The following is a 19,926-nucleotide window of genomic DNA, read 5'->3' on the forward strand; positions in this document are numbered from 1 at the left end:
CCTTCTTTGTCATTCGGCATGCAAAATTGACCCCGTAAGCCGGGGGATCGGCGTCCAAAATTGACCCCCTACAGGTTGGCTGTTGCGCTGCCTGCTTTGTCATGAAGCAGGTGGTCGGGGATGCTGATCGTGGAGACGATTGCGCGGATACGGCGCGAACACTTCATCAAGGGCAAGACGATCAAGGAGATCGCCCGTGACCTGAAGGTGTCGCGGAACACGGTCCGGAAGGTGCTGAGGTCGGGCAAGACCTTGTTCGAGTATGAGCGTTCGATCCAGCCGCGCCCCAAACTCGGGCGTTGGGCGGCGGAGCTTGATGAACTGCTGGCGGCGAACGCGGCCAAATCGGCTCGCGAACAGCTGACGCTGATCCGGATCTTCGAAGAGTTGCGCGGACGCGGCTATGACGGCGGCTACGATGCCGTACGGCGTTACGCCAGGCGTTGGAGCAAGGAGCGCGGGCAATCGACCGCGGCGGCCTATGTTCCGTTGAGCTTTGCGGCGGGCGAAGCCTACCAGTTCGACTGGAGCCATGAGATCGTTCTCCTCAACGGCGTGACGGCGATCGTGAAGGTCGCTCATGTCCGGCTGTGCCACAGCCGCATGCTGTTCGTGCGGGCCTATCCGCGGGAGACGCAGGAGATGGTATTCGACGCCCACGACCGGGCGTTCGCACTGTTCAAGGGTACCTGCAGCCGCGGCATCTACGACAACATGAAGACGGCGGTAGAGACGATCTTCGTCGGCAAGGATCGCCGCTACAATCGCCGCTTCCTGCAGATGTGCAGCCACTATCTGATCGATCCGGTCGCCTGCACGCCGGCGTCGGGCTGGGAGAAGGGTCAGGTCGAGAACCAGGTCGGGCTGGTCCGGGAACGGTTCTTCACGCCACGGCTGCGGTTCAAAACCCTGGACGAGTTGAACGCGTGGCTTCTGGATAAGTGCATCGCCTACGCCAAGGCGCACCGACATCCAGAACTGGCCGAACAGACGGTCTGGGAGGTGTTCGAAGCCGAGCGGCCCAAGCTCGTTCCCTATGCTGGCCGGTTCGACGGATTCCACGCGGTGCCGGCATCGGTCTCGAAGACCTGCCTGGTGCGCTTCGACAACAACAAATACTCGGTCGCTGCCAGCGCCGTCGGGCGCCCGGTCGAAGTTCAAGCCTATGCCGATCGCATCGTGATCCGTCAGGACGGGCGCATCGTTGCGGAGCATCCGCGATCGTTCGGACGCGGCGAGACGACCTACAATCCCTGGCACTACGTGCCGGTGCTCGCGCGCAAACCCGGGGCCTTACGTAACGGCGCACCCTTCAAGGACTGGGTGTTGCCGGCCGCGATCGAACGGATCCGGCGCAGGCTCGCCAGCACCGACGACGGCAATCGACAGATGGTCGACATCCTCAATGCGGTGCTGACGGACGGTTTGTCGGCGGTCGAAGCCGCCTGCGCCGAGGCGATCGCTCATGGCGTTCATTCCGCTGACGTCGTTCTCAACATCCTGGCTCGCCAACGCGAACCCGCTGCACCGGCCAACATTATGACGCCGGCGGCACTGACGCTCCGCCATGCGCCGATCGCCGATTGCGCCCGTTACGACAACCTCCGGAGGACCATCTGATGGAACGAACCCAAATCTTCGACCTCATGGGTGAGCTCAAACTCTACGGAATGAGGGCTGCCTTCGACGAGATCATGGCGACGGCCGTCAAGCGCCAGCACGAACCTCAGCACATCGTCGGCGACCTGCTCAGCGCCGAGATCAACGAGAAGCAGGCGCGGTCGATCAAGTACCAGCTCACCATCGCCAAGCTGCCATTGGCCAAGGATCTCGATGACTTCCAGTTCGAAGGCACGCCGATCAATCAGACGCTCGTCAATGATCTCGCCGGCGGCGGCTTCATCGCCCAGCAGCGCAACGTCGTGCTCGTCGGCGGCACCGGCACAGGCAAAACCCACCTGGCCATCGCAATCGCCAGAAGCTGCATCCGATCCGGCGCCCGCGGTCGCTTCTACAACGTGGTCGACCTCGTCAATCGCCTCGAGATCGAGACCCGTAACGGACGTCAGGGCCGGCTTGCCGAACATCTGACCCGGATGGACTTCATCGTGCTCGACGAACTCGGATATCTGCCCTTTGCCCAATCCGGCGGCCAGTTGCTGTTCCATCTCGTCAGCCGGCTCTACGAGCGTGCTTCCGTCATCGTCACCACCAATCTCGCCTTCGGCGAATGGCCCAGCGTGTTCGGCGACGCCAAGATGACCACCGCGCTGCTCGACCGGTTGACCCACCACTGCGACATCGTCGAAACCGGTAACGACAGCTGGCGCTTCAAAAGCCGCGACGACGATCACGCCACCCGCGCTCGTCTCGTCTCCGCAATCCCGGCCAGCTCCGACGAGTCGAGCGCTACCCTCAAACCACGCCGCGCGAAGGGGTCAAAATTGAACGCCGATACGGGGTCAAATTTGCAAGCCGATTGACAGTCATCGTTCGCAAATTTGGGTCTGACGCAATTTCGATGACGGTTTGCAGCAACTAGCTGGCACCTATCAGCCGAGCTTGCAGGAGGTCGATCTTGGCCCGCCCATACATTTGTCGTTTGACGAGCTTTAGTTTCGTGATCTGCCCTTCTGTCTGGCCATTGGACCAAGGTTCGGTGATGGCGGCACGGACGGCGGCCTTGTCCCTGATGATGCCATTCGCAAAAGAGGCGATCAGGCTCAAGCTGGCGGTGGCGAGCCATGGATCGAGATCAGCGACGAGCTTCTTGCGCACCATGGCCTGAAAGCTTTCGACGAGCATGCGGGCTTCGACGAGTGTGGGAACGCGCGCCTCTATAGCGGCGATGGTGACCGTATCTGCTTTGCTAAGATTGCCGCGCGCCGTGGTCATCAATCGTGAGATTGTTCTCGCTGATGGAACTTTTTGCAGTCGTTGATTGGTGGCCTTTTCGGCCCGTCGTCGTCGTGTCATCCACTCACTGACGACACGCAAGGAGCCTTGGAAGCCTTGCCCTTGCAAACGACGCCAGAGCTCTGCGCCGTTACGGCAGCCCTCGCTCCATTGCGCATCCAGAAAGGGCAAGTGGGCATCGGCGTGCTTTGCCGTGTCCGGAAGACATCCGTGCTCTCGCCGCGACTGACCTGGCGAACGAGTTTACGGCTGTGTCCTGTACGGCGGACTATCTCCTTGAGTGGCACAGCGTTTCTGACGAGCGACATGATGGTGGCATTTGTCTGCTCGCGCCGGAGATACCCTTCATACTGCAGCCTTTCCGCGCAAGTGAGCAGTTTTGGATTGATCGTCGTCGCACCGATTGCGGTGCGGATCACCCGCATGGAACGGCGCACCGCGTTGAGGAAGGCCGCGCTTGCGTTCTCTATCAGGTGCCAACGGTCAGCGACCTGGACGGCGTCCGGCAGCGCCTTTGCCGCGGCCTCACCGTAGCCGCCGCCACGGTCGCGCGATACGACTTTGATCTCCGGATGGTCGGAAAGCCAAGCCCGCACCGTTGCAATCTCGCGATCTGGAAGCAGGGTTACGATCCGCCGTCTTTCCAGATCGCACACGATTGTTCCGTAGCGATGGTTCTTGCGAAAAGCCCAGTCGTCAATGCCGGCGACGATCAGCGGCCCCGTTCGCGGGCGCGTTCGTCGCCTAACAACCCGCAGCAGAGTATCGTTGCTCACCGGCAGCATCAGTCGCTTGGCGAAGCTCGCTGCCGGTCTGCCGCCGAGTGCCAGCCCCAGATGGTGGACGATGCATTCCAGCCGTGCCGTCCGGCGCGACCGGGTCGGGAGAACGTCGTCCCCGAACCGTTCAGCGAAAATCCGCCGCCGACAATGAGGTAGCTCGCAAACGAACCGTCGCGTGATCACGCGGAGGCGTATTTGCTTGCCTGCACATGGCAAATCCGCGACCTGTCTGTCGTATCGGCTATGGATTCGACGCGATCTCGCCCCGCACAATGGACACTCGGCCATGCCGCCTTCGGATCGGACGGCTAAAATAATCGAGTCAGATGAATCGCTTACGCTCTCGATAACTAACCCACTCGGCACAAGCGACGAAATTCGAACACCGGCTCGCATGGCGCTGATTCCCCGTTGGAGAACCGCAAGCTCGGCCAAAAAATCATCAGATGTGAGTCAGACCCAATTTTGCATGCCGAATGACAGCCCGTGCGGCCACGAATGGTGAAGTCCAAGACCTGCGCCACGAAACCCGCGCGCTAAAGGAGGCGGTCGCCGATCTGACGCTTGAGAACCGCCTGCCGAAAAAAGCATAATCGCGGATGAGGTAATGAAGCTCGATCTTACCATCGCCAAGCACGCCGCCGAGCAACGGGCTGGCGCTGGTTTTAGGCGATCCGTTCGCGATCGATTGCCAGGCAAAAAGATGCATCATTGCTTCGGCCAAGGCTTCGCTGGCTCTACTTTCTTCCAAGTGCGATCCGGACCGAACAATTGAATGCGTTCGGCTAGCAATTTAGTCTTCTTGCCAAGATCCTTTTGAAAGACCGTGCCGGCGTGATTGACCATGAAGGTCATGACACCAGAGTTGCCGTATTCGGCGGGATACGCGATCAGGGCGAAGCCGCCGATCATCTTGCGCTTGACGACGTAGTCAAATGCGCCTCCCTGTGCATTGGGTCCCTGCCCCCTCAGTATTCGAAAGAAGTATCCGTGATATGGGGCGCCTTGTCCGTCAACCTTATAGCCCTCTGATGATGCTCGGGCCGCCAACTCACCAAGTGGGCTTGGGTCGCGATCATCGCGCCAGAAAAGCCCATCCTTTTTGCCCGGGCTGCTCACAATGCGTTGCGCGTAGACGCCAACGCCTTCACCTGTACGATCCTTCTCCGCATATTCGTTCTGAGCGTCCACGAAGGCCAGAGAAGTCTGAATCGCATCCAATTCATTGCGCCCGATGCGGCGATAAAGAATCTCAGCACGTCCAGCGGCCGTGTCGAATGTCCAGGCATCCTTCTTCTTGACTAGTGGAATTGGAAATGGAAATTCATCGGCGCCCAGAATGAGCGTGGCTTTCTTGTCTCCCTCATCCTTGATGGTGTGCTTGGCTTCGTAAGCGGAAAGAAAACGCTCACGTGTCTCCTCGTCAGCAACGCTATCGCCGGATTCGACCAGGTCTTCAGCTTGTCTACCAAGGACCTTCAGAATGGCGCTCGTCGTTCCGGTCTTGACTGCCGCCGCCAATCCGACCGCCGCATCTTCCGGCGAAGAAAAAGCCTGCTGAGCCTGAGCTGCTCCGATCGATAGCGAGACCACCACGATTGCCGTTGCGCCTATCGAAGCTGCGCGCGACATCCACATTGACAAGATCATGGCGACACCGCCCGCAGCTTAGGAATTCTTGCGCCCCCAGCAAGCCAGTCACTGTAGGTTCGCAGCTTCAATCCAAGCTTCTCATAGTAGACTCTAAGGTAACCGTCGCGACCACGGGTCACGGCTTGCGGCATCAGATTTTGCACGTCCTGCGCGATCACCCCAACATATGTTTTGCTGTTACCGAGATAGTTGAAGCGGTAATAGCCAAGACCGTTGGCAAGATAACCCAGAAGTACTATGTGGTCTTTCAAGTGGACATCGGACCGCCGTCCCCCGCGAAAACCGCCACCGCCGCCGCCGCGGAAACCAGCACCGCCGCGGAAGCCGCCGCCTTGAATACCTCCCCTACCGGCACCGCCACGTTCGGCGAAGCCGCCAGCACCACCTCGCCCGCCCAGGCTCGCATGACCGCGAGCCGAGGCCGCCGCAGCCGCGCTGCCCGACGATATGTTCATGGCACCGCCACGACTGCCGCCACCGCGAGCGCGGTTGGCAGCCCGGCTACCTGCCTTGGAACGGTCGCCGCTCCTGACACGATCCGCTACGCCCGGCCGATTTCCACGATCGCCGCCCGGCCGGTCACGTGAGGCTACACGATCGCCTGAACGATCCGACGCTGCGCGACTTCCACCGCCAGGCCGATCCTGTCCTGGATGAAGCACCTGCTGCCCACCGCGACCACGAAAATCCATGCGGTTCGATGCGCCGGCCCTCAGATTGTTGTTGCCGAAGCGCTGCTGAACATTCGCGTTGTTGTACCTGACACCCTGGCGATGCGCCGGATCGTGCTGCCAGCTGTTTCCGACGTTGTTTAGTCGGTTATAGTGATTGACGTAGAGACTCCGGTTGCTCCAATTGAATCCTCCGCCCCAATAGTTGCCCCAGCGTCCGATAGCCCAACCCGCACCGAACGCGAGACCGGTCGCGATCACTCCCGCGCCAATATAGGACGGATATCCGAAGTAGTAGGGTGGATATTCTGTATAGGGCCAAGTCCCGTACACTGTTGCCGGATTGTAGTACGGCACGTACATCGTATCGGGGCTGGCCGACTCGATGACGATCGCCTGCTTGTTTTCTTGCGTTTGAACGCTGACCTTCTGCTGCTTGGTAGTGACCAGCTTCTTATTGTCATAGGCTTTGGAGCGAAGGCGCTGGATTGCATCCATGACATCCGCTTGCTGCGCCAGCACCGCATCGCCGACACTCTTGGTCCAGTCGATCTTGTCGCTCATCATCGAAATGACGTCTGGCGTGCTCGAAAGCGCCTTGATACTGTTGTCCCAGGATTGCTTTTCAACCTGCTCCATCAACGCATAGCCCTTCAGGGCTTTCCGTTCTTTGAGCCATCGATCGGCCTGAACGACCTCCAACGGATAGGTCGATGCCGCAAGCACATTTGCCAGCAGTTCATCGGGATAGAGCGCAATCGGGGCAACCAGCGCCTCGAGTTGCTCGGGTTTTAACAGCTCTGCACCGTACGACGATTTGGTCGCTAGCTGTGGCGTGCTGGTATCCAGTGGATTATCGGCCGTTTGGGCGGAGACAGCGATAGGACTCGCCATTAGCAATGTAAGCGCGATCAGGATATTGCCGCAGCGGAACATCACACCTCTCCTTGGGTTCACCGCTGCAAGAATAAATTCAATCGAAACTCGCTCTTTGATAAAGATCAACGAAACCAATGCACCATGCTGCAGCGCAGAAGCAACGAGACCGCAAGTATCAGACCGAAGGAGCTCGATCCTGAGCAATCGGGAGCCTGAGCGTGAAAAGTGCCCCGCCAGATGACCGATTGCCGCAAAATCTATCCGTGATGCGTTCGACGATGGAACGGACGATCGCAAGCCCCATACCCATGCCCGGCGATTTCGTCGTGAAAAACGGATCGAAAACCTTATCGAGATCGGCGGTCGCGATACCGGGGCCGGTGTCGCTGATCCTGATCCCGCCCATGCGCCCGAGCGCCTTGTCGTTACCTTCTCGCTCTTTTGCCTCGGCTTCGGATATGTCTGCGAGAATTTCCTTCACCTCATCAGGTTCGGCGGAGGGTTTTTCAGCATGAGTCTCGGCTGTCTCCGGTTTGGCATTTCCATAGCTTGGTGATTGGGTGTCGAAATTGGGATATTGACTTGGATCAAGGTGGCGGAAGGCAAAAGGAAGATGTCCCACGAGACCAGCCGCATTAGAATGTGTTGATCAGTTTTTGTCCGAAACTGCTGGTTCACCGGAGTGTGAGTCATCAGAGGGAAAAGGAAAAAGACATTATGAATAAGTTTAGCATGAGCTTTGCCATGTTAGCCTTGCTTGTGGGCGCTGCCATCAGTACGTCGGCCCGCGCTGAAACAGGTCGCGTCGTGGTGATCTTCACCAAAGGCGGGTTTGTTGTCGGAGTCGGTGCCGGCGAGGGCGTGCTGACGCTCCGGGGCACCCATTATCCATTCACTGTATCGGGCATGAGCGTCGGCTTCACGATTGGAGCCTCGACCACCAAGCTGGTTGGACGAGCTCTCAATCTGAAGGGGCCGACTTCGATCGAAGGCAGGTACACCGCCGTCGGAGCCGGGGGCGCCTTAGCGGCTGGAGCAGGCGGAGTTCAATTGCAAAACGCCAATGGCGTGATCTTGCAACTGAGCGGCCCGAGGGTAGGCGCCGAAATGTCGGTCGCTGTCGGCGGGGTATCGATACGCTTGAAATAGATATGTATCGATCGGGCCACGTGGGGCGCGGCCCGATCCTCTCAGTAACGTTCAGCTACGAACGTCATCAGCCTGGTAGGAATGAGGTCATCGATGCTGCTTGGCATGACGAAAGACTCCTGACGGTTGTTTTTACTCCAACGTTGCCATAAGGTTAGGTCGGGTCGACATCCTGCCTTAATCCAAACCAAGCAATTTGTATCGGCGGTATGTACCGTGCACACCGATGTCTCTGGCAGGCGAGGTCGTTCGATGGTTCAGGGGAGAGTTGAACGAGAAGATGCATCCGATGGCCCCGCACCACCTGCCCTTCTATCTTGCCCCCGGACGGAACCGATATCCTGTTAGAGCCGGTTTGGAAAATCAGGGATGAGCGTTTCTGCGGATGAGGACGCCACCCATGGCGACGCGGATCATGGCGGTTGAGATGTCGATGCGGCGCTCGTAAATCGCGAACGAGCCTACGCCAACGGATCATCCAACCGAAAGTTCGTTCGACGACCCAGCGACGCGGCAGGACTTCGAAGCCCTTCTGACCGTCGCGGCGACGGATGATTTCGATCACGAACCGTAGATGGGCGGCCTTGTCCATCAACTGCAGCCGGTCGTAAGCGGCATCGGCGAAGAGATGCTTCACCCTGTCCCTACCGCAAACCATATCCGGCTGGTAGTTGATTGAGAATCGGGTGATGCTGTTGCGTGATGTTGGACCTGTGCAGACTGATCTGGCGGATGTTCACGGATCTTTTCCGGTCACGAGCTACGCTTGAGGCCGAGATTTTAGTATTGCGACAACAAATTAATGTGCTTCGGCGAGGGGCGCCTCGCAAGCTTGCTTTCAACCCAATTGACCGACTGATTTTCATTGGTCTTTACCGGTTGTATCCCCAGACCGGTAGTGCGCTTGCGATCGTTAAGCCGGACACGGTTATAAGCATTGGTTCAATTGGATCGATGGTGCAGGCGCAAGGCGTGCCCGGGCGGCGTTGGCGTTCACGTCGATGACGGTTATCGTCGCGATCGTGGCTATCGGCACCGTGGCCTCGAATGCCGTCATGATCGTTATGACAGTGGACGAGAATATCGTCGCCGTCGTTATGAGCGTCGCCGTGATCGACATTGACGACACTACCATTATGAGGAGTGAAGTACCTCCGCCCGTCGAGGACGATCCGTGGGGCCGTCCAGAACAAGCGACCAGACCGGGAGCGTAATCCAGGGCCGTTCCCTTAGAGCCGATCCAAGAAGATTAGATTCAGGAGCATTGGGTTGAGCGTATGAGGCACCTGAGCATAATGCGGATCATGGCGAGGCGAACGAAGGCTGCGACGGTCCTGGTGTAGCGCTCGAAATCGCGCATCAGGCGCCGATTGCGGCTGATCCAGGCGAAAGTCCGTTCAACGATCCAGCGCTTGGGCAGAACGACGAAGCGCTGGAGATCGGGACGCTTGACGATCTCTATCTTCCCGCATCCCGTCGCGGCGACAGTCTTCGCCATTTTTGGCCCCTGGTAGCCGCCATCGGATAAAATCCGCTCGACGAAGGGAAAGCGCCGCCGCGCGCGACGTAGCAAATCATGCGCGCCATCGCGGTCCTGAACATCTGCGGCATGGACGCTCACGCCGAGCAAGAGGCCGAGTGTGTCAACGAGGATGTGGCGCTTGCGGCCCGTGATCTCGGCGCAACGTCTTCGTTGTCGCTTCTTGCCCGCATCAAAGCCCTGCCGGTCGAGTGCAGAGCCCCTTTTTGCGCTGCCTTGCTAGTTTGGGAGTCGATGATTGCAACCGTGGGACTCGCCTCGCGTCCGGTTGCTTCGCTTGCCGCTATATAGAGTGCGTCGTGAATATGATCCAACGTTCCGTCCTAGTCCCATAAAATGCGCCGTGCTCTTGGGCGGCAGATCTTTCGGCATCGCCTTCCATTGGCAGCCGGTCGATAGCACATAGAAGATCGCGGTCAACACTTCGCGTACATCGACCGAACGGCGGCGTCCGCCTCGTCGCGCCGGCGGGATCATCGGAGCAACAAGCACCCACTCCGCATCACTCGAATCACTAGGATACCGAAGGTTGCGCCGCTCGGCCGTCAAACGGTGTTCAGGCTTCCACATCAGGGCTCCTTGTCTCGAATCGCTCCGAAAAAGGGTACGTTTCGCATAATAAACTCCTTGTTAGGTCTCAAGACCTTGCTGGAGACAGTTCATCAGGGTTCAAGCTCAAATGATGCCCGCCAATCGCAAAAATACGCCTGCGGTGCAGGAGGCAGCGAGGACAACCCCACCTTGAAGTGGAAGATCGCGGTAGCCGCCGCGAGTGATAAGAGGAGAGCTGGAATGTCGATGCTGCTTAGAACGGGTGCGTCGAACGATATGCCGAATTTGTGAATCGGGAAACTCGGATGAAATGGCGTGTGCAGCGCGAACCAAATCGACAGATTTAAGATAACGCCGACCACGGCAGCGGTAATCACCGAGAGCGCTCCGGCGCGCGCCTTATTGCCCCGCAGGCATCGATCTAACGGATGAAATCGAAGTGCATGATGCTGACATGTTGCGTCCTTGGTGTTCCAGGACGCGATACTTGGGCATGTCGCCTCGGTACTACTCGCGCTGGCTTGGTTTCGTAACTGCACTCGAGGCAGAGGGGATGGTCCAAATGGGTGCGCGTGCCGTTGTAGTAGTTCATGTACAAGAGCAGCACGTGACGCAGATGGCGTTCGCCGAATACCACGATATGATCAACGCATTCCCTGCGGATCGATCCGATCAGCCGTTTAGCATACGCATTTTGCCAGGGTGAGCGAGGAGACGTCGGGCGATCGCGAATGCCGATGGATCGAACGCGGCGAATAAATATCTCGCCGTAGGCACCATCGCGGTCCCCGGATCAGGTAACTTGGGATTTGCTCCCAGCCGCAAGCTTGAGTGAGCTGATTGGCGATCCATTCGGCCGTCGGATGCGCGATCACCCCAAACCACAGGATCTGCCGCCGGCCGTGGCCCATGATCAGCAACCCATAGAGCAGTCGGAACGAGATTGTCGGCACCACGAACAGGTCCATCGCGGCGATCCCGTCAGCATGGTTACGAAGGAACGTCTTCCAGCCTTGTGACGGAAGGGCTCTCCTCCGCGCCATACACTTGGCGACGCTGGTCTGGCCGATCTCGATGCCCAGCTTGAGCAGCTCACCATGGATTCGCGGCGCTCCCCACAACGGGTTGGCGAGGCTCATCTCGCGGATCAGCCGGCGAATTTCCAACGGCACCGTTGGTCGGCCGCAGCGGCGTCGCGATTTCCAGCGCCAATACGATCGGAAGCCCGCGCGGTGCCATCTTTGTAAGGCCGTGGCCGCGAAACCCTTATGTCGAGATCCGACAGGATTAACGCGCAGACTTAGCAGCGATGACCGTGTCGCATCTGGACCCAGATCGGGGCGAATAACCCCTGCATACCGTCGGCTCAATCGGACACGATTTCAATCTTCGATAACGGCTGATATCATTTTGAGAACGCGTTGCGAGTGCTGGATCTCCGCTTTTATCTGGTCTCTGTCTTCCGGCTGTGTATCGAGAAGCGCCGTCATCTCTTTTATATTCTCCTTTATCGAGACCTTGAGATCGCGCAGTTGATCCCATCTGACTTTATCTTCTTTGGTCATCGGCCCTTTGATGCGGACCGAGCCGGTGTTCATATCAATGATGATATCGTCGGGATGAGGAAGCGGAGATGGAGCCTCAATGCCAAATCTCTTGCGGCGCGCGAGCTCCTCATCCCATTCGGCCTTGTAGTTGATCGCCGTCTTCAACCATTCATCGTGCAGCTTCTTGTTGTCGCGCTCGACCGAGGTAAGCAGTTCGGTAAACAGGCGTTGCGCACGCTGATTACCTTTGGCTGCATTGACGGCGAGCGAGCGTACGACGGCCTGGGCCATCGGGATGTCGATTTGACCGTTCGGGTCGTTGATGCTGATCGAACGGTAGGCCTCCTCCAGGATGATGGTTTTCAGCCGTTCGTCGTTGAGAGCGGGCAGGGCGGTGCGCTTTTTGATCGCCCCTTTGCGGCGACCAGACGGGTTGCCGGATTGTCCACGCTGGAATCGGGTCGAAACCGGAGGCTTGGCGTAGCCAACCTCATAGTCTGCCCGTTTCGAGGGCAGGTTAGGTTGGGTGGCCGGCTTGTCGGGCCGGCTCATGCTGCTGTTCCCCGGTTGCGGTCGGGTCGGATCCCGCAAGCGATCTGTTCGGCTTCGTCTTTGGCGTAGGTCTCCCAGCGCTGGATTATTCGATCGCAATAAATCGGGTCATACTCGCAGATGCAGGCGCGGCGCCCAGTTTTGTGAGCTGCGATCAGGGTCGATCCGCTTCCCCCAAACAGATCCAGGACGATGCCACCACGCGAGGAGACGTCCTTAATGGCGTCGGCGATCATCGCAACCGGCTTCACCGTCGGATGCAGCGCCAGCTCGTCGAGCCGTCCGGCTTTCATGGTATTGACGCCGCGATACTCCCAGACATTGGTTCGGTAGCGTCCGTGCTGGCCCAGCTCAAAGTGGTTGTGGTGTGGGGCAGTCCCATTCTTGAAGGCAAATATCAGCTCGTGCCGTGATCGGTAAAATGTACCCATTCCGCCATTGTCTTTGGCCCACACGATCAGATTCTTGAGCTCGGTGTAGATGCCGTCGCCCGCCTTCAGCATCTCCGCCATGTGACGCCAGTCCATGCAAATGTAATGGATCGAACCATCGATGGAGTGGCGAGTGAGATTGCCGAAGCTTGCCTTGAGAAACCCGGTAAACTCCGGTTCCGACATCTCGCCTGACGCCATCGCGAACTCGCGATGCCGGATCGAACCGAGACCACCTACATTGCCGTCGATCCGAACATTGTAGGGTGGATCGGTAAAAACCATCTGCGCCTGCTCTGGACCCATGAGGGCGGCCACGGTGTCGGGATCGCGAGCATCCCCACAGATCAGCCGATGAAATCCCAATTGCCAGATATCGCCGCGATGACAGCGCGGCGCCGCCTCGAGCGGCAATAAGTCCTCGGCAGGATCTCCGGTTTCTTCCGGTATCAAGCCATCGACAAGGCTGTCGATTTCCGCCACCGCAAACCCGGTCAGCGTAAGATCAAAGCCGAGATCGAGGTCGCTCAGGGCCTTCAGCTCTTCCGCCAGGATGTCTTCGTCCCAGCCGGCATTCAGCGCCAGCTTGTTGTCGGCAATGACGTAGGCCCGTTTCTCCGCTGCGGTCATCGATTCAAGTCTGATGCAGGGTACCTCGCTCATGGAAAGCAGTTCAGCGGCAGCAACCCGTCCATGACCAGCGAGAATGGAATTTTCACGATCGACCAGCACCGGATTGGTAAAGCCAAACTTGCGGATGCTGTCGGCGATTTGCCGAATCTGCTTCCGCGAATGAGTTCGTGCGTTGCGTTGCCACGGGCGAAGCGCGCCGATCGAAAGATATTCGAGTTGAGCTTTCGGCATAAGGATGGGCTCCGATAAAAGACGATGTCGTAAGATATATAAAACGAAGGCGTGTTTTACAATAGCACCACGGTTACGTAAGCTGTAATGAACGGGAAAATTCCAGATCGAGAGCAAAAATGAGCAGTTTGGCAACGCGGGTAGCAAAGCTACGCAGATCGAAAGACCAATCATTGCAAGACGTTGCCGAGGCGGTCGGAGTTTCGAAGGCTCATATCTGGGAATTGGAAAAGGGCAGGGCGGATAATCCATCCATGGCCCTGGTCACGCGCCTGGCCGATCATTTCGGGGTGTCGGTGGCGTTTCTGGTCGGGGAAGATGTCGAGTCATCAGATGCCGATCGGCAACTCCAGCGAATGTTCAGACAAGCCCAGCGGCTCGATGCCAGCGAGCGTGCGATCCTGGATGACATGATGAAGTCGCTGCTCAAACGCAGGACGAACGGATGAGGAGGGTTACGCTGGACCGCATGGCGATAGAGGACGTGGGGCTCAATCCACAACGTCTGGCGCAGGCCATCCATGACCAATTGGCCGGCCTCAACGGGGCCGTTCCGATTTACGAGATAGCCGCGGCTCTGGATATCGACGAAATTCGCGAGGAACCCCTTTCCAATCTCGAAGCCGCGCTTGTCACGACGCCGGAACGCGACCGAGGCAGGGTACTGCTGAATTCAAGATCGAATCGGCAACGCAGGCGATTCAGCCTAAGCCATGAGCTCTTGCACTTTCTCAATCCGACCCACGAGCAAACCTCAGTGGGCGGCTTCCGATGTACTCGTCAGGACATGAGGCTATCCGGCGGCGACAAAATCGGCGACCGCCACCGGCGGCAGGAAAGCGAGGCCAACTCGTTCGCTATCGAACTTCTCACGCCCCGAAACCGTCTGAAGCCCTTCCTGCGCGGAACGCCGGAATTGGCGCAGGTAGTGTCGATGGCAAAAGAATTCGACATCAGCCGGGAGGCGGCAGTCCGGCGATTCGTCGAGCTGCATCCGGACGACCTCGCTGTCGTGTTCTGCAAAGACAATCGCTTTTTGTATGCCGCCTGCGGGCGTGAGTTTCCGCGCCTTTCAATCACTGCGGGCGCGCAATGCGACCTGGGACAGCCCGTTCAAGGAACGATCTCTGGCTTCGATGAAATCGCGCCGGATGATTGGCTCCATGCTCCCCAGCCTGCCTGCGAATTGTTAGCTCAAACCCTGTGGCAGGCTAACGGGCGCTCGATCACGCTACTGCGTGCCGACCAGTCTGATGACGACGGGCCGGGCTTCGACGACGTCTTCGAACGGTTCACGGGCGGACAAAGCCGATAAAACGGCAGCTCGCGCTTGAGCCGTAAGTTCCATTTCTTGCAGCGTCAACGAGAGCGGTGGGCGGGCGCCAGTTCCAGGGCAGAAGCTGAGGCAGGCCAGGTTCCCCGCCGTGAAGAGCCTCGACACCTTCGATTTCACGGTCATTCCCGGCCTCACAAGATGGTGGTGCTCGAGCTCGTCCGAGGCGAGTTCTCATTCTGTGCCGCGAGAAATGATCGCGCTCGGCAACAGCGGCGCTGGCAAGACCCATGTCGCGCTCGCCCTTGGTCTTGCCGCCTGCCAGAAGGGATTCTCTGTCGCCTTCACCACCGCGGACGCATTGGTGCATCAGCTAATGGAGGCACGCGACGAGAAGCGGCGGCTGAAGCTGCAGCGCGAATTGCAGGCGGTGAAGCTGCTCATCGTTGATGAACTCGGCTACGTGTCGCTTGTAATGTTGCTGCATCATGACGTCGTTGGGTGGTCACGCTAGGTCCATTGCAAAACGTTTGAGATCGGCGAGCGAACAATATGTCAGCGCACCCTCATGAGTGGCGCGCAAGACCACTCGCGGCGCTTGGTTTGCTTGAAATGCTTCCTGCCAGCGGGGTGCACATAAGCACCACCGGTCACCGGGTTTCAGGCCTGGGAAACCGAACTCCGGCAATGGTGTCGAGAGATCGTTGCCGCGCGATATGGAAAAATTGAGAAACTCGGCAGTCACCACGATGCAGACCGTGTGACTGCCAATGTCCTCTGCCCCAGTGTCGCAGCAGCCGTCCCGATAAAATCCCGTCATTGGCTTGATCGAACAGGGTTGAATTGGCTCGCCGAGCACGTTCCGACCTGTACGACGCGGAGGGCCGCCTCCACTATCCCGATCGTCCCTTAGCATTGCTGCACCTTGCCTTCACCCCTGCATCTGGCACCGATCAAAAGCGGCATCTATCGCAGCCTATGGCCTAAGTGTATCGAACGCAGAAATGATATCTGCGTACGGGGTCGCGTTCGAGAACGAATACAGGACCGCGCCATCTGTGCGGTCCTTGCGAAGCTCGACGGTTCGTGCGGTGTGATTGTACGAAAACGCGTATCGGATTCCGTTGAATTTCACCCAAAGGACGTTTTTCTTATCTCCCTCTGACCCCATCGGTTCAATAGGATCGGCATCTTTTTTCCAGACGATCGCGCCCGTAAGAGCCAAAATCACACCATCCACGTTTCCCGGATGATGTTTCGCCCGACCCATTGCAGCTTCAAGGTAACTCTTTAACGCGTCGACGTCATTTACCTGAATCGTCAATGTTCAGCTCCATCTTGGAGAGGGATATTTGTCACACTGTTCGCAAGGTGATGCAAGCGGGCGCCACGCGGTGGGCTTATGCGTTCTCGACCGGCGGAACCGGCATCCAGTACTTCGGACCATGTATCACAGATCGCGGCCCCTCATTGTCGCAGATGAGCCACTCGGTCTCGTCCCATATGACCAAGCAAGGAAACGCTTGTGGCAAACGCTGTCGATTCCCGCGGATCCAAGTTCCGGCGGCAACTAAAACGCGGTCGTCATTCTTTGCAACTATAGTGATCGGTTGCCACGCGTTGTTCATTTCAAACCTTTGTCTGTGTTGCTGATGCGACTCGGACGCGCCGGGACGGATGTCCCAGTCCGGGCGGCAGGCCGTTTCTCGCATAGCAGCTCATAGCGCGTAAGTGTGATTAGCCGCTCGCGTCGGGGACTTCATCGAGGCCAGCAGTTCAAGCCGTGCTGAAAGGCCGGACATATGACTGCACCGTTCCCGTGTGATGAGCCGTTCGAAATAGTTCTTGCCTGGCGGGGTGCTCCACATATGCGAGAAATGGATGCGTACGAATTCTCTGATCCGTTGCTCAAAATTCCTTGTTACGACTTTGAAAATTACCTGCTCGGCAAAGCAGGGAATTCGCCTCCAAATCTTTGAATCTTCGTGCGAATACCCGGGCAAAACAGCTTCCGGCAGCAGCGATTTCGTAAAATTCCCTGTTATTTCCCTGATAGCAGGGAATTGCGTTGCGGAGACTCGTTCGCATCTGACTGCGTCCGCCACCACCCAGTTCGCAGGAACCGAGCTCGGTGGCACATCCGTCGATTTGTCGCGCAAATTGCGGGGTTTTGGCGATCCGTTCAGTCTCAGCGCGCGTCTCTGGTCTCAAAAATCTTGCCAAAATGCGCTTTGTCTCTGCATCGAAAATTCCCGTTCCTGGCCGAGCAGCAGAGACGGGTTCGCTGACTGGGTCAGTTCGGCCGCTGCAACCAATCGGTTCAAAGGGACATAGCCGGCATCATGCTACTTTTATTGCGGGTTTGAACCGCGACGGGTCTGCCCATCTGTGCGAAAGCCTGCTTTCTCGGGGAGGCCGGAAGTGCTTCTTTCGCGACATCGAAATGGCGAAAAATCAAGAGCGCGGTGTCGCTGGTCAGATCGGATCGAGACCTAGCGCTTCGAACTGACTATCCCATTCAAGCGGGAGCTCGCGCAGCTGTTCGAGACCGATGCCACGAGGTAACCGACCTTCAACGGCAGCCTTGGTGAGTGCGGGAGAGAGGAAGGCCAACGACAGTGTCATGTTGACGTGTCGCAGGCTGCATCGCTCGCGCGTTGCGATTGCTTGGGCATCTGTCGCCGAATCCGTAATGAGTTCATCAAGCCAGCGCCGGCCGCGGGCAATCGCTGCGACCAGCGTAGCGCGTTGCTCCAGCTTCATCGGGCGGAGCGGAAGTTTTGCGGAGGTCGGGCGTAGGATGGACCGCGCTCGTTTGGAGGGTGGCTTGGTCCAGGGGATGACGATGGTGGAGTGGTCGTCTTCGGCGGGATTGTCCGGATCCTGCTTCAGTTGCACGACGAGACGATTTTGCTGAACCTCGATCCGTTCGATCAGCAAGGAGGCGTAGTGTTGTCGATCGTGCCCGTGCTTTTGTTTCGCGGCTCCAGGACAACCTTGCGGACCTGGTCATCGATGTCAGGGGCTGGCACCCGAGAGACCGAACCAACTGGGGCGGTCGCTGCATTCCCGAACAGAAGCGGTCGCGAGACATAGTAGCTGTAGTGCCGGCCCTTCTTCTGGGCCTGGGTCGGCGCCATGCGATGGCCGGCGTCGTCAAACATCAGACCAGTCAGGAGATGGCTGAAGGAGGTCCGGGTTCTGGTCTGATGACTGCGCTGGTCCGAGAGCATGGTCTGGACACGATCGAACAGATCCCGATCCAGGATCGGGGGCTGCTCGCCCGGATAGATTTGCCCCTTGTAGTTGACCTCGCCAATGTAGAAGCGGTTGCGCAGCAGATGGAATAAGGCGCCACAGCCGAATGCAACTCCGCCCCGGGTTACGCCGGTCTTGAGAACGCGCCGTCTGCTGACGACGTTGCGGTCCTTGAGGTCTCGCATCAAGGCACGGACACTGCCAAGCTCGAGATAGCGGGTGAAGATGTGACGGACCCGTTCGGCTTCTTCGGGGACGACGGCCACCTTGCCATTTTCCATGGCGTAGCCGAGGGGGAGGGGACCTCCGACCCAGATGCCCTTCTTCTTGGAGGCTGCCACCTTGTCCCGGATGCGCTCCGAGGTGACCTCCCGTTCGAACTGGGCAAAGGACAGGAGAACGTTGAGGGTCAGGCGTCCCATGGACGTTGTGGTATTGAACTGCTGGGTCACCGAGACAAACGACACCCGATGGGCATCGAACAGCTCGACCAGTTTGGCGAAGTCGGCGAGCGAGCGGGTCAGACGATCGACCTTGTAGACCACAATGACATCGATCTTGCGGGCCCGGATATCCTCCAGCAGGCTCTGCAGTGCCGGTCGGTCGGTTGATCCTCCGGAGAAACCGCCATCGTCATAACGGGTCTTGACCTGCACCCAACCGGCATGGGCCTGGCTTTTGATATAGGCACTGGAAGCCTCATACTGAGCATCCAGCGAGTTGAATTGTCGGTCGAGACCCGGGTATAGATCGCGCACCGGACGATCTCTCGGGCCACCGCTTTTCCCGCCCTCACGGCCCGTCCTCCTTACCGACCGTGTTATCCCGTAGGCCAAAGAAGCGGGGCCCGCTCCAGCGGGTACCGGTGATGGCGAAGGCGATGGCTGAGAGGCTGTCGTACAGTGTCCCCTCCCACAGGAAGCCATCCTCAACGACGATCGCCCGCTGGGTGATGCCGTTCCATTCGCGCGACAGGATGGTGCCGGCCTTCAACTCGACCTGTCCTCGGTCGAAGGCCACGAGCTTGGCCATGACGGAATCGGACGTCTCTTTCTCGCCGATCCGATCAAGGAACTGGCGAACCGTCGGATCAAGATCGTCCGACTGATCGACCTGTCGCCGATAGCTTACGATGGCTGTCTGCAGATGCTTCGGAAGATGCGCCAGCGCGGACCAGCTTGAGCGACGACCACGAGACTGCGGTCGCCGACCACCGAGATCGTGACAACGCGCGAGCTCGTTCTTCGCGGCCTTAGCCATCGTCAGGCCTGCTTCGCTGCAACGATGCGGTAGATGCGCTGATCTGCTTCAACGATTGAGACCAACTCGAGCCCGAGCTTCTTGCGGACAACGCCGGCCAAAAATCCTCGCACGGAATGCTGCTGCCAACCGGAGGCGTTTGAGAGCGCGGCAATGGTCGCACCAGCCGGGCGCCTCAAAAGATCAAGCAGTTTTGTTTGCTTGTTCGGCCGTTTGTTTGCTTCAGCACCTGCGCTGAATACACTGCCCCCTACAGCCGGACTTGAAGGAAGCGTTGGACGTCGTTTCGTCGGCTCTCTCACAGAACGAGGTGCTGTTTTTGCTGCCTTCGTTGTGGTGAGGGCCTTACCGCGTCCGCGGCGGTTCGATGGTGGCTTACGTTTGCGGGATGACTTCTGCATGGGACCCTCCGAAATTGATGCGACATCAGCGTCGCACCATCCAAGGCCCCGTCAGCGATGTTGCGCTGCGGGGCCGATCCGAGGGGCCACCTCACGTCACAGCAATGCTCGCTTCGCCCAAGAATGCCAGTCCTTTCTGCACGAATATGGGCAGTACGAATGTCAACATCTGTCGGGTGCGTTCGCGCGGCGAGGAGA

General features: G+C 58.5%; 21 protein-coding genes and 4 pseudogenes. 7 read left to right on the plus strand and 18 right to left on the minus strand.

Annotated elements, in window-relative coordinates; genetic code table 11:
• The first annotated feature begins 120 nt into the window (after positions 1 to 120).
• Both istA and istB read left to right on the plus strand, forming a co-directional pair.
• A complete protein-coding gene (gene istA, locus NB311A_RS08275; protein WP_009796680.1) occupies positions 121 to 1,620 on the plus strand; it encodes an IS21 family transposase in 1,500 nt (499 codons plus the stop codon).
• Positions 1,620 to 2,483, plus strand: coding sequence for an IS21-like element helper ATPase IstB (gene istB, locus NB311A_RS08280; RefSeq protein WP_009798065.1), 864 nt, complete (start codon positions 1,620 to 1,622; stop codon positions 2,481 to 2,483). The genes istA and istB overlap by 1 nt, the downstream gene beginning before the upstream one ends.
• 55 nt (positions 2,484 to 2,538) lie before the next feature.
• Here istB and NB311A_RS20380 read toward each other — a convergent pair.
• From NB311A_RS20380 to NB311A_RS22565, 5 genes and pseudogenes are all read right to left on the minus strand, one after another.
• A pseudogene (locus tag NB311A_RS20380) lies at positions 2,539 to 4,094 on the minus strand (ISL3 family transposase).
• Positions 4,095 to 4,140: 46 nt separating this feature from the next.
• The gene (locus NB311A_RS21915) at positions 4,141 to 4,422 is read right to left on the minus strand and encodes a hypothetical protein (protein ID WP_165475244.1); all 282 of its coding nucleotides are present in this window, start codon (positions 4,420 to 4,422) and stop codon (positions 4,141 to 4,143) included.
• The gene (locus tag NB311A_RS08300) at positions 4,407 to 5,348 is read right to left on the minus strand and encodes a DUF2950 domain-containing protein (RefSeq protein WP_009798069.1); all 942 of its coding nucleotides are present in this window, start codon (positions 5,346 to 5,348) and stop codon (positions 4,407 to 4,409) included. Before NB311A_RS08300 ends, NB311A_RS21915 begins: the two co-directional genes overlap by 16 nt.
• Entirely contained in the window at positions 5,345 to 6,958 is a 1,614-nt protein-coding gene (locus NB311A_RS08305) for a DUF3300 domain-containing protein (protein WP_009798070.1), read from the minus strand. Before NB311A_RS08305 ends, NB311A_RS08300 begins: the two co-directional genes overlap by 4 nt.
• Positions 6,959 to 7,076: 118 nt before the next feature.
• Positions 7,077 to 7,523, minus strand: a complete 447-nt coding sequence (locus NB311A_RS22565; protein ID WP_009798071.1) for an ATP-binding protein — start codon at positions 7,521 to 7,523, stop codon at positions 7,077 to 7,079.
• A 95-nt stretch (positions 7,524 to 7,618) separates the two neighbouring features.
• On the opposite strand from NB311A_RS22565, the gene NB311A_RS08315 reads away from it, so the two are divergent.
• On the plus strand, positions 7,619 to 8,050 hold the full coding sequence (locus NB311A_RS08315) for a hypothetical protein (RefSeq protein WP_040674481.1): 432 nt from the start codon (positions 7,619 to 7,621) through the stop codon (positions 8,048 to 8,050).
• 363 nt (positions 8,051 to 8,413) lie between these two features.
• Here the strand turns inward: NB311A_RS08315 and NB311A_RS08320 are convergent.
• Positions 8,414 to 8,687: pseudogene (locus NB311A_RS08320) on the minus strand (transposase); the annotation flags it as partial.
• Positions 8,688 to 9,051: 364 nt separating this feature from the next.
• On the opposite strand from NB311A_RS08320, the gene NB311A_RS08325 reads away from it, so the two are divergent.
• A complete protein-coding gene (locus NB311A_RS08325; RefSeq protein ID WP_083780421.1) occupies positions 9,052 to 9,264 on the plus strand; it encodes a hypothetical protein in 213 nt (70 codons plus the stop codon).
• A 41-nt stretch (positions 9,265 to 9,305) separates the two neighbouring features.
• On the opposite strand, the pseudogene NB311A_RS20390 reads toward NB311A_RS08325, so the two are convergent.
• From NB311A_RS20390 to NB311A_RS08350, 6 genes and pseudogenes are all read right to left on the minus strand, one after another.
• Positions 9,306 to 10,160: pseudogene (locus NB311A_RS20390) on the minus strand (IS5 family transposase).
• 105 nt (positions 10,161 to 10,265) lie between these two features.
• Positions 10,266 to 10,555 (minus strand): annotated as a pseudogene (locus NB311A_RS08335) (chromate transporter); the annotation flags it as partial.
• A gap of 8 nt (positions 10,556 to 10,563) precedes the next feature.
• Positions 10,564 to 10,905 (minus strand): integrase core domain-containing protein, encoded by a 342-nt coding sequence (locus NB311A_RS23145; protein WP_207382364.1) that lies wholly within the window; start codon positions 10,903 to 10,905, stop codon positions 10,564 to 10,566.
• Positions 10,823 to 11,281: a hypothetical protein gene (locus tag NB311A_RS08340; RefSeq protein ID WP_207382363.1), complete on the minus strand. Its 459-nt coding sequence runs from the start codon at positions 11,279 to 11,281 to the stop codon at positions 10,823 to 10,825. Before NB311A_RS08340 ends, NB311A_RS23145 begins: the two co-directional genes overlap by 83 nt.
• A gap of 243 nt (positions 11,282 to 11,524) precedes the next feature.
• Entirely contained in the window at positions 11,525 to 12,241 is a 717-nt protein-coding gene (locus NB311A_RS08345; protein WP_009798079.1) for a DUF5681 domain-containing protein, read from the minus strand.
• Positions 12,238 to 13,536: a DNA methyltransferase gene (locus NB311A_RS08350; RefSeq protein WP_009798080.1), complete on the minus strand. Its 1,299-nt coding sequence runs from the start codon at positions 13,534 to 13,536 to the stop codon at positions 12,238 to 12,240. Before NB311A_RS08350 ends, NB311A_RS08345 begins: the two co-directional genes overlap by 4 nt.
• 119 nt (positions 13,537 to 13,655) lie before the next feature.
• On the opposite strand from NB311A_RS08350, the gene NB311A_RS08355 reads away from it, so the two are divergent.
• The 3 genes from NB311A_RS08355 to NB311A_RS20395 all read left to right on the plus strand — a co-directional run bounded on the left by NB311A_RS08355 (position 13,656) and on the right by NB311A_RS20395 (position 15,323).
• Positions 13,656 to 13,985: a helix-turn-helix domain-containing protein gene (locus tag NB311A_RS08355; protein ID WP_040674478.1), complete on the plus strand. Its 330-nt coding sequence runs from the start codon at positions 13,656 to 13,658 to the stop codon at positions 13,983 to 13,985.
• On the plus strand, positions 13,982 to 14,851 hold the full coding sequence (locus NB311A_RS19690; protein ID WP_009798082.1) for an ImmA/IrrE family metallo-endopeptidase: 870 nt from the start codon (positions 13,982 to 13,984) through the stop codon (positions 14,849 to 14,851). The genes NB311A_RS08355 and NB311A_RS19690 overlap by 4 nt, the downstream gene beginning before the upstream one ends.
• Positions 14,852 to 14,936: 85 nt before the next feature.
• Entirely contained in the window at positions 14,937 to 15,323 is a 387-nt protein-coding gene (locus tag NB311A_RS20395) for an ATP-binding protein (protein ID WP_305807337.1), read from the plus strand.
• On the opposite strand, the gene NB311A_RS20400 is transcribed toward NB311A_RS20395, so the two are convergent.
• The 6 genes from NB311A_RS20400 to NB311A_RS20410 all read right to left on the minus strand — a co-directional run bounded on the left by NB311A_RS20400 (position 15,315) and on the right by NB311A_RS20410 (position 19,728).
• On the minus strand, positions 15,315 to 15,725 hold the full coding sequence (locus NB311A_RS20400; protein WP_009797687.1) for a DUF2237 family protein: 411 nt from the start codon (positions 15,723 to 15,725) through the stop codon (positions 15,315 to 15,317). The two genes, NB311A_RS20395 and NB311A_RS20400, sit on opposite strands and share 9 nt — an antisense overlap.
• 60 nt (positions 15,726 to 15,785) lie before the next feature.
• Positions 15,786 to 16,133 carry a hypothetical protein gene (locus NB311A_RS08370; RefSeq protein ID WP_116394718.1) on the minus strand — a complete coding sequence of 116 codons (348 nt, stop codon included), beginning with the start codon at positions 16,131 to 16,133 and terminating at the stop codon, positions 15,786 to 15,788.
• A gap of 1,151 nt (positions 16,134 to 17,284) precedes the next feature.
• Positions 17,285 to 17,749, minus strand: coding sequence for a hypothetical protein (locus NB311A_RS23150; protein WP_009798084.1), 465 nt, complete (start codon positions 17,747 to 17,749; stop codon positions 17,285 to 17,287).
• Entirely contained in the window at positions 17,743 to 18,825 is a 1,083-nt protein-coding gene (locus NB311A_RS08375) for a recombinase family protein (protein WP_009798085.1), read from the minus strand. The genes NB311A_RS23150 and NB311A_RS08375 overlap by 7 nt, the downstream gene beginning before the upstream one ends.
• A 34-nt stretch (positions 18,826 to 18,859) precedes the next feature.
• Positions 18,860 to 19,327: a DUF2924 domain-containing protein gene (locus NB311A_RS08380; protein WP_009796920.1), complete on the minus strand. Its 468-nt coding sequence runs from the start codon at positions 19,325 to 19,327 to the stop codon at positions 18,860 to 18,862.
• A gap of 2 nt (positions 19,328 to 19,329) precedes the next feature.
• Complete coding sequence (locus NB311A_RS20410) at positions 19,330 to 19,728, minus strand: DUF3489 domain-containing protein (RefSeq protein ID WP_083780361.1); 399 nt, start codon at positions 19,726 to 19,728, stop codon at positions 19,330 to 19,332.
• Between the last annotated feature and the right edge of the window lie 198 nt (positions 19,729 to 19,926).

Source organism: Nitrobacter sp. Nb-311A (genome assembly GCF_000152905.1).
Classification (GTDB): Bacteria; Pseudomonadota; Alphaproteobacteria; order Rhizobiales; family Xanthobacteraceae; genus Nitrobacter.

What these genes read in the sequence shown, in the direction of transcription:
- NB311A_RS08345 (WP_009798079.1), bottom strand. Translation starts at nt 12,241, where the DNA reads ATGAGCCGGCCCGACAAGCCGGCCACCCAACCTAACCTGCCCTCGAAA.
- NB311A_RS08325 (WP_083780421.1), top strand. Translation starts at nt 9,052, where the DNA reads ATGACGGTTATCGTCGCGATCGTGGCTATCGGCACCGTGGCCTCGAAT.
- NB311A_RS20400 (WP_009797687.1), bottom strand. Translation starts at nt 15,725, where the DNA reads ATGCTAAGGGACGATCGGGATAGTGGAGGCGGCCCTCCGCGTCGTACA.
- NB311A_RS19690 (WP_009798082.1), top strand. Translation starts at nt 13,982, where the DNA reads ATGAGGAGGGTTACGCTGGACCGCATGGCGATAGAGGACGTGGGGCTC.
- NB311A_RS08355 (WP_040674478.1), top strand. Translation starts at nt 13,656, where the DNA reads ATGAGCAGTTTGGCAACGCGGGTAGCAAAGCTACGCAGATCGAAAGAC.
- NB311A_RS08340 (WP_207382363.1), bottom strand. Translation starts at nt 11,281, where the DNA reads ATGAGCCTCGCCAACCCGTTGTGGGGAGCGCCGCGAATCCATGGTGAG.
- NB311A_RS20410 (WP_083780361.1), bottom strand. Translation starts at nt 19,728, where the DNA reads ATGCAGAAGTCATCCCGCAAACGTAAGCCACCATCGAACCGCCGCGGA.
- NB311A_RS08305 (WP_009798070.1), bottom strand. Translation starts at nt 6,958, where the DNA reads ATGTTCCGCTGCGGCAATATCCTGATCGCGCTTACATTGCTAATGGCG.
- NB311A_RS08380 (WP_009796920.1), bottom strand. Translation starts at nt 19,327, where the DNA reads ATGGCTAAGGCCGCGAAGAACGAGCTCGCGCGTTGTCACGATCTCGGT.
- NB311A_RS08315 (WP_040674481.1), top strand. Translation starts at nt 7,619, where the DNA reads ATGAATAAGTTTAGCATGAGCTTTGCCATGTTAGCCTTGCTTGTGGGC.
- NB311A_RS08350 (WP_009798080.1), bottom strand. Translation starts at nt 13,536, where the DNA reads ATGCCGAAAGCTCAACTCGAATATCTTTCGATCGGCGCGCTTCGCCCG.
- istB (WP_009798065.1), top strand. Translation starts at nt 1,620, where the DNA reads ATGGAACGAACCCAAATCTTCGACCTCATGGGTGAGCTCAAACTCTAC.
- istA (WP_009796680.1), top strand. Translation starts at nt 121, where the DNA reads ATGCTGATCGTGGAGACGATTGCGCGGATACGGCGCGAACACTTCATC.
- NB311A_RS08300 (WP_009798069.1), bottom strand. Translation starts at nt 5,348, where the DNA reads ATGATCTTGTCAATGTGGATGTCGCGCGCAGCTTCGATAGGCGCAACG.